Below are 6,583 nucleotides of genomic sequence, written 5' to 3'. Positions count from 1 at the left end.
ATACTTTTGCCCTTTTGCCATTGTAGACACTTCCTTCCCTTTTTATATTTTAAGGTGTTCGGCTTTTTGTGTCTACACTAATATACTAACACCATATTATATCTGTCAATATCCGCTCCGGATTCATGGGACTGCGCGCAATAAGCGCAATTCTCCGTACAATTACCGCTCCGGGCATTTGTAAGAAGTTGAACGCTCACAATATTACCCTTGTGCTTTTTTCTAATTTCATAAACAACATCAAGCAATTCGGGAAGTTTCTCATCAGGTAAATCAAGAATAGACAGTGCTTCTTTTCGAGACAGTTTCTCATAATTAAAAACCATAATTCATTCCCTCGCATCTATTATATTTTAACGATGACATGAAGTAGATCATCAGTAATTGCAAAGATTTTCATAAGTATCATAATAAAATTTCATCTACCGCTGTAACACAACGATGGATTGCTGCGTCTATTTCTTCCTCATTGATCGTAAGTGGCGGATTAAAATAGAGAACATTTCCAAGCGGGCGTAGGAGCAGGCCATAAACGAGAGCTTTTTTATAAATTTGATAACCGATCCGTAATTCTGGATCAAAATCCGCCTTTGTCTTTTTGTTAGCAACAAGTTCAATAGCATTAATAAGACCTATACTTCGGATTTCTCCAACGTTCTTATGGCCGCAAAACGCTTCTTTTAACCTGCTATTGAGATAAACTGCACGTTTTTGGGCTTTTTCAAGAATCGGTTCTTCGCGGAATATTCGCTGCACAGCAAGAGCCGCCGCACATCCTAAGGGATTACCGCTGTACGTGTGACTGTGCATAAATGCTTTGCCTTCTTTATAATCGGCGTAGAACGCATTGTATATTTTATCGGTGGTTATAGTGAGAGACATTGGCATATAGCCGCCCGTAAGCCCTTTTGATAAGCACATAATATCCGGTGTTATGTCCGCATGGTCACAAGCAAACATCTTACCTGTTCTGCCAAAGCCCGTCGCAATTTCATCGGCAATTAGCAATACTTGGTATTTATCACACAATGTACGTAGCTTTTTAAGATACAAAGGGGGATATATCCGCATACCGGCACTGCCCTGCAGCAACGGCTCAACAATCATAGCACATGTTTCATTGGCATAATGTTCAAAACATCTTTCAGCATTTTCAATACACTCACAATCGCAATAATTACGATGTCTCCCATATGTACAGCGGTAACAATCAGGTGCTTCGATACGGATGGCATCCATTAACATTGGCTTATAAATCTTTGAGTATAAATCAATACTGCCGACGGATAGTGCACCAATTGTTTCGCCGTGATAACTTCCTGTTAAGCACATGAAGCGTGTCTTTTCAGGGTGTCCGGTTTGATACTGATATTGAAATGCCATCTTTAGTGCACATTCCACTGATGCCGATCCGTTGTCAGAAAAATGGAACTTAGTAAGCCCTTTGGGTATAATATCAATTAATTGTTCGCAAAGCGTAATAGCACCTTCGTGAGTAAAATTTGCAAAAATAACATGCTCTAATCGGTCTAATTGGGCTTTAATTGATTCGTTTATCTTTGGGTTGCAATGACCGAACAGATTACACCACCAAGAACTGATTATGTCAATATATTCCTTACCGTTGATATCATAAAGATAAACGCCTGAACCGTGAGTAATAACAATTGGCGGTAATGTTTCATAATCTTTCATCTGGGAACAGGGATGCCAGATGTACTTTAAATCCTTCTCAACCAAATTCATATACTTCTCTCCTTTACTCGTATAACGCCTCAATTTCATCAGCAGACATTTCAATTTCATCGGCGTATGGCTTCACAAGCGATAGAACTGGAATCTTAGCGATTTTTTCTATCATTGTAATATTATCGTCCTGCATTATTCCTCCCGTATAACGGTTCAGAATCACGCCTTTAATACCAATTCCACGGCTCCTTAGATACTCGGCGGTCAGTGTAACGGCATTTATTGTACCAAGCCCCGCATCCGCAATAATCAAAGTATTCAATCCAAGTGCTTTAACAATGTCCTCAAGAAGAATATGGGTCGTATCATCATATCGTATTGGACAAATAATGCCTCCGCTCCCTTCCACTGTGACATAATCATATAACTCCCTCACTTTAGTGTAGTCAGTAATAATCTTAGAAATCTCCGCAGGATTACCCTCCAACTTAGCTGCCAAGTGCGGAGACACTGCATTGCTGTAAAGATAGGAAAAGAGTGTTTCTTCTTCCTGCCCAATATTTGCAACACGGTTGACATAACCGGCATCACTATTTTCAACAGAACTGGCACCACTTAAAGCCGCTTTATAATAGCCAGCGTTCCTTCCGGAAGACCGCAGTTTTTTTATCATCAAAGCTGCTACGTAAGTTTTACCTATATCGGTTCCGGTTGCTGTTATAAATATTCCTTTAGTCATTGCATAACCTCACGTTATTATTTAATAAATTCATATCGTTTTTCATTTTCACCACGCACGCTCTGATTTATAATTGGAATAACCCTTTTTGCAATAAAAGCGGCCAATATGCAAAGGGCAATATCACCGGGAACTGCAAGGATAAAGCAATACAGAAACAAAGGCCATAATCCGATTCCTGTACCAAGATAGAAGTTGCTTATAATGTAGTAATATAGCATTCCGAAAAAATAAACTATGCCAAGCCCAATGAAGTTTGCCGCAAAAAGTCGTTTGTACGAAAGCTTCCCCACTCTATTTGCAATATTCCCTGTCACGTAGGAACCAGCAGCAAACCCTATTATATAACCAAAAGACGGTTTAAAAACGTATCCAATACCGCCACCTTCAGTAAACACGGGTAGACCTATGAGGCCTATAAATATGTATAATAAAACGCTTAAGCCTCCATACTTTCCACCAAGCAGCAGTCCGGCAAGCATGGTAAACAAATATTGCAGTGTAAATGGTACTACGGGAATCGGAATACGTATAAATGCGCCAACGGCAGTTAATGCTGCAAATTGTGCACACAAAATCATCTTTAGTGTTTTGTTATTCATGTTCTAAAAAATTGCTCCTCCTTTCAACAATGTTTATACTTTTATACTAATTTCTCCTGAATACAGGTATTCTTCACGTCCATCAGCATAACGAACTTTTAAACGGCAGTTATCATCAATATCAAGCGCAGTAGCAGGTATGAAACTGTTTTGCAATAAAACCATAATATTACGACCTATGACTAATGAACGCCGCCTATATTCATCTATAAAGTCCTTCTGATCAAGAACATGATAATAATTAACAAAACGGTTTAATATTTCGGCGGCAAGGCGGTTTCGCATATCACTTTGTCTGGTTTCAAAAATTGCTCCCGCTATATGTTTTATCTCATCAGGAAAACCATTATCTGGTCTATAAACATTTACACCAATACCAAGTACAACGTACTCAAGCATACCACTCTCCAGCCCCAATGAAGCTTCGGTCAATATTCCACAAACCTTTTTGCCATCGATATAAATGTCGTTTACCCATTTAATTTGCGGGGTTTTGCTTAATATTTTTTCTATAGCTTCACAGACTGCAACAGCCGCCGATGTGGTAATCAAAACAGAATTATCTGTCGTAAGAGTCGGACGTAAAAGAAGGCTCATATATATTCCTGTATCAGATGGCGAATAAAAACTGCGCCCGAATCTCCCACGTCCGTTTGTTTGTTCTCCCGCAATAATTACACAACCTTCCGCACTGCCAGACACAGCCCTTTGTCGCATCATTGTATTAGTTGAATCTACTTTTTTGTGTACTTCTATACACAGCTCACCAGCTTCTGTCGAAAGGTATTTGCTAATTCCAGGCAAAGATAAAATATCCGTATACTCCGAAAGGCAGTATCCTTTGTTTGTTACAGCACTTATTTCATATCCTTCTTTCTGCAAGGACTTGACAGCTTTCCAGACTGATGCACGGGTAACATTAAGCATTGCGGCGATTTCCTCGCCTGAAAGGTAAGCACCTCTATTAAAATCTAACAATTCAATTATTTTGTCTTTTAAAGTCATAAGTACCATTCCCTATAAAGTTCATTTTGTACCCACTTAAAATCGATTGTAAACTATATTTCATAATATAGTTTACAATTAAGAAAAAGTCAAGCGCTTTTACAAAAACTATAAAAGCCCCACCACCTTCCATAGCTTACCGGTTGGCGACAGGCAAATTTGGTGCATACTCATACACGAAATATAGAACTCGTTTCACAAAAAGTAGAAAGCGGTACAAGCTGATTGCATAAATTTACGATAGGTGCAAAATCAGACACGAAAAAAGCACAATAAATCAGGCTTTATTGCTTCATCAGACTTGCTGCATCATACTTTTATAGGCTTTACAGGTACACCTGTTGAAAAGCAGGATGCCAACACTCCGGCGGTATTCGGCAATTACATAGATATTTACGACATTGCACAAGCGGTTGAAGACAAGGTAACGGTAAAGATTTATTACGAAAGCCGCCTTGCCAAAGTAAACCTTACCGAAGAAGGCAAAAAGCTGATTGAGGAGTTCGACAGGGAACTTGAAGAAGTAGATGAAAAAGACGAAGCAAAAGCCGCAAAAATGAAATGGGCAAAGCTGGAGGCTATTGTCGGGAATAAAGAACGCCTTGCCACTCTCGCAAAAGACATTGTTACGCATTTTGAGGATCGCCAAAAGGTTTTTGAGGGTAAGGCGATGATCGTTGCGATGAGCCGTAGAATCGCTGTTGATTTGTATAATGAAATCATAAAGCTTCGCCCTGAGTGGCATAGTGACGATTTGGACAAGGGTGTTATCAAAGTTGTTATGACATCTTCCAGTTCTGATGGTCCTGAAATGCAGAAACACCATACTACTAAGGAGCAGCGAAAAATGCTTGCACAGCGTATGAAAGATGAAAATGATCCACTGAAAATTGTCATCGTGCGCGATATGTGGCTGACTGGCTTTGACGTTCCATGCCTCAACACCATGTATATCGATAAGCCGATGAAGGACCACAACCTTATGCAGGCAATAGCGCGCGTAAACCGTGTTTTCAAGGATAAGCCGGGCGGGCTGATTGTCGATTATATCGGGATTGCCCCAAACCTAAAAAAAGCTTTAAGTTTCTATGCAGAGAGCGGTGGCAAGGGAGTACCTGCTGAAACTCAGGCAAGGGCTGTAGAAATAATGCTTGAAAAGCTTGAGGTTGTCCGGCAGATTTTACACGGATTTGATTATACGAGCTTTTTCAAAGCAGAAGTAAAGGACAAGCTTTCTATTATCCTTCGCGCTGAAGATTTTATTTTATCTACAGATGATAAAAAAGCGCGTTTTATTAAGGAAGTAACCCTCCTAAGCCAGGCTTATGCACTTGCCAAACCTGATAAGGCAACGGTTACACATGCAGAGGAAATAGCGTTTTTCCAAGCAGTTAAGGCAAGACTCACTAAATTTGAAACAAGCGGCGAAAGTGGCATAAATTACGATTCTGTTATAAAAAACATTGTTGATTCGGCTATTGTATCAGATGAAGTTGTAGATATTTTTGATGCTGCTGGTATTGAAAAGCCGGAATTGTCCATTCTCTCAGATGAATTCCTTATGGAAATTAAAGGGATGAAACATAAGAATCTGGCTATTGAGCTACTAAAAAAGATTTTGTCCGATGAAATAAAAGTACGTTCAAAATATAACCTGACAAAATCAAAATCACTTATGGAAATGCTCAGTTCAGCCCTTAAACGATATCAGAACAACCTGCTTACAACTGCTGAAATAATAGAAGAGCTTATCCGCATTGCTAAAGAAATTAAAAATGCGGACAGACGAGGAGAGGAACTCGGTCTGTCAGAAGATGAACTTGCTTTTTATGATGCCCTTGAAACCAATGACAGCGCGGTTAAGGTGTTGGGCGACGAAACGTTAAGAGCAATCGCCCGCGAGCTTGCGGACAAGGTGCGTAAAAATGCCACAATCGACTGGACGCTGAAGGAAAGCGTCCGCGCAAAACTGATGGTATTGGTTCGCCGGACATTAAATAAATACGGTTATCCGCCTGACAAACAGCAGCGCGCCGTGGAAACGGTCATGAAACAGGCAGAAAACTTAGCGGATGTATGGGCTTCACAAGGAGTGATGTATGATACGAGGCCTTTATCAAATCTTCCAAAAGTCGCGGAAGAAATGAGTAATTAGAGTTTGAGTGTTAGAAAGGTGTTGAGACAAGATGTTGAGTGGTTATTTTGAGAACTGTTACGGGATAAAACAGTTCACTTTACCTAATATAAATTTTAAAAAATGCAATAAAGCAATAATTTATGCGCCTAATGGTGTAATGAAGACTTCTTTGGCAAAAGTTTTTGAAGATATTTCTAAAGGAACAGCAACATCCGATCGTATTTTTAAGGATGCTATGAGCCGTTATTCTATTACATATTATGCTTCGCACTATGAATATTCGTCATCAGGCGGTAACGCTATTTCACAGTCGGATAACCGTATTGTCCCCCTTATTTTGGACAAAAACTCACTAATGCTTAATATATCTTAGAATTTCATATTAATTTTTCTTCACCCTAATTTGATTCT

General features: G+C 39.6%; 7 protein-coding genes. 2 read left to right on the top strand and 5 right to left on the bottom strand.

The genetic code is table 11. From position 1 onward, the window contains the following. Positions 1-77 precede the first annotated feature (77 nt). From JOD07_RS15145 to JOD07_RS15125, 5 genes are all read right to left on the bottom strand, one after another. Positions 78-326, bottom strand: coding sequence for a biotin synthase BioB (locus JOD07_RS15145; RefSeq protein ID WP_204614618.1), 249 nt, complete (start codon positions 324-326; stop codon positions 78-80). A 79-nt stretch (positions 327-405) separates the two neighbouring features. Then, a complete protein-coding gene (bioA, locus tag JOD07_RS15140) occupies positions 406-1,746 on the bottom strand; it encodes an adenosylmethionine--8-amino-7-oxononanoate transaminase (RefSeq protein ID WP_027622144.1) in 1,341 nt (446 codons plus the stop codon). A 13-nt stretch (positions 1,747-1,759) separates the two neighbouring features. After that, on the bottom strand, positions 1,760-2,428 hold the full coding sequence (bioD, locus tag JOD07_RS15135) for a dethiobiotin synthase (RefSeq protein ID WP_027622145.1): 669 nt from the start codon (positions 2,426-2,428) through the stop codon (positions 1,760-1,762). 17 nt (positions 2,429-2,445) lie between these two features. Further along, positions 2,446-3,030, bottom strand: coding sequence for a biotin transporter BioY (locus JOD07_RS15130; RefSeq protein ID WP_027622146.1), 585 nt, complete (start codon positions 3,028-3,030; stop codon positions 2,446-2,448). A gap of 33 nt (positions 3,031-3,063) precedes the next feature. After that, positions 3,064-4,035, bottom strand: a complete 972-nt coding sequence (locus JOD07_RS15125) for a biotin--[acetyl-CoA-carboxylase] ligase (RefSeq protein WP_027622147.1) — start codon at positions 4,033-4,035, stop codon at positions 3,064-3,066. Positions 4,036-4,279: 244 nt separating this feature from the next. On the opposite strand from JOD07_RS15125, the gene JOD07_RS15120 reads away from it, so the two are divergent. Further along, positions 4,280-6,190, top strand: a complete 1,911-nt coding sequence (locus JOD07_RS15120; protein ID WP_330636348.1) for a type I restriction endonuclease subunit R — start codon at positions 4,280-4,282, stop codon at positions 6,188-6,190. Between the two features lie 31 nt (positions 6,191-6,221). After that, the gene (locus JOD07_RS15115; RefSeq protein ID WP_204614617.1) at positions 6,222-6,545 is read left to right on the top strand and encodes a hypothetical protein; all 324 of its coding nucleotides are present in this window, start codon (positions 6,222-6,224) and stop codon (positions 6,543-6,545) included. The last annotated feature ends 38 nt before the right edge of the window (positions 6,546-6,583 follow it).

It is taken from the genome of Defluviitalea raffinosedens, assembly GCF_016908775.1.
GTDB lineage: Bacteria > Bacillota > Clostridia > Lachnospirales > Defluviitaleaceae > Defluviitalea > Defluviitalea raffinosedens.
Note: the sequence above shows the minus strand (reverse complement) of the source record. Positions and strands in the feature narration are given on the sequence as shown.